General features: G+C 69.6%; 1 protein-coding gene. It reads left to right on the forward strand.

Going from position 1 to position 1,398, the window contains the following annotated elements:
* Positions 1-199 precede the first annotated feature (199 nt).
* Positions 200-700 carry a helix-turn-helix domain-containing protein gene (locus tag ACIQOV_RS41405; protein WP_401056307.1) on the forward strand — a complete coding sequence of 167 codons (501 nt, stop codon included), beginning with the start codon at positions 200-202 and terminating at the stop codon, positions 698-700.
* The last annotated feature ends 698 nt before the right edge of the window (positions 701-1,398 follow it).

Here is a 1,398-nt window from a genome sequence, read left to right on the forward strand (position 1 = left end):
CTCGTCCAGTAGAGCTCTTGACCCCACTGGGCCAGCCCCTTCAGCATGCACGCCCCCCGCCGAACGACCGCTCCTCGTGCCGCGCGAGGCGGCCGCCACCCGAACCGGACACGATAGTCCGCCGCCCGGGTCTGCCGCTGCGTTCGCGACGGCGTCCGGAGCCGACGTACCCACGGCTGCGCGGGGTACGGCGGAAGCGGTGCGTCGACACCTTACCTTCGGGACCGTCGAGCGATCAGAGTGCGGCCTTCGGCTCCCTTCGCTGAACGGCCTCGCCGACGGTGTCCTGCCGCTTGGCGAACTACCGGGCCTGGACATCGACCGGCTCGCCGCCGACCCGGTCACCGCTCTCGAAGAAGCATTGGCCGACCGCCCGGAACCGTCGGAGCGGCTCGAAGAGGCGGCGCGTCTACTGGCCGACACCACCGTCTCCGCGACCGCGGCCCGGCTGCACATCAGTGAGCGCCGCCTGCGCGCCCTGTTCACCGACGCCACCGGCTTGTCCCCCAAGCACTTCGCACGCATCCACCGCGTCCGCACCGTGCTCGCGGCCGATGCGGGCCGATGGGCGGACATCGCCACGACGGCCGGCTACTACGACCAGTCCCACATGACCGCCGAGTTCCGCCACTTCATGGGTGTCCCACCGGCCGCGTTCACCGCTGGTCGGCGCCCCGCCGCGACTTCGTGCACTGCCTGAGTTCCAGGACACGGCACAGAGAAGCAGGGTTCCCGGTGATCACCAGGCCCTGTGCCTCTTCATCTCCCGAGGAGCCCCATCGCGCCTGTCTGCGCAACCTCCTGATGTCCTGTCCCGTGAAGTTGGGGATGCGGCTGGCGGGTGGCTTGCCTGCGAATGCGGTGTGTCCGTGGTGGTGACTGTAGGTCTGGAGCCTGGCGAGGTAGGCGTCGCGGGGTTCCTGTTCGGTGCGGTAGCGCCGTGCGTAGGCCCATTCGTCGAGCAGGGGCGGCTGAAGCGTTCGCCCTTGCCGTTGGTCTGGGGGCGGTAGGGTCGGGTGCGTTTGTGCGCGATGCCCTCGGTGGCGAAGGCATCGCACCAGGCATGCGCCAGGTAGCGGGCGCCGTTGTCGGCCACGACGCCCTCACCAGCGAACCCGTCCCCGACACCCAAGCCTGACAACAGCCCGTACGATGCTGTCGAAGGTTCAGAGTCGGCTCACCGGGGCGCAGCTGGGAGAGATGGCCTCTGGGACGTCGATATCGCAACGCGGGCTCCGGATTCGAACTGAATGGATTGGCGCACTCTGCGCCCAATCGCAGCAGGTCAGGAAGTGTCGGCCCCGCACTCGCGGGGATTGCTCCTTGAAGGGGGCGGCCGGGCGCTGGGGCCGGGGGTCGGCCCCGCACTCGCGGGGATTGCTCCTGGCCGAGACGTGG

The organism is Kitasatospora sp. NPDC091257 (assembly GCF_044757675.1).
Taxonomy (GTDB): domain Bacteria; phylum Actinomycetota; class Actinomycetes; order Streptomycetales; family Streptomycetaceae; genus Kitasatospora; species Kitasatospora lactacystinica.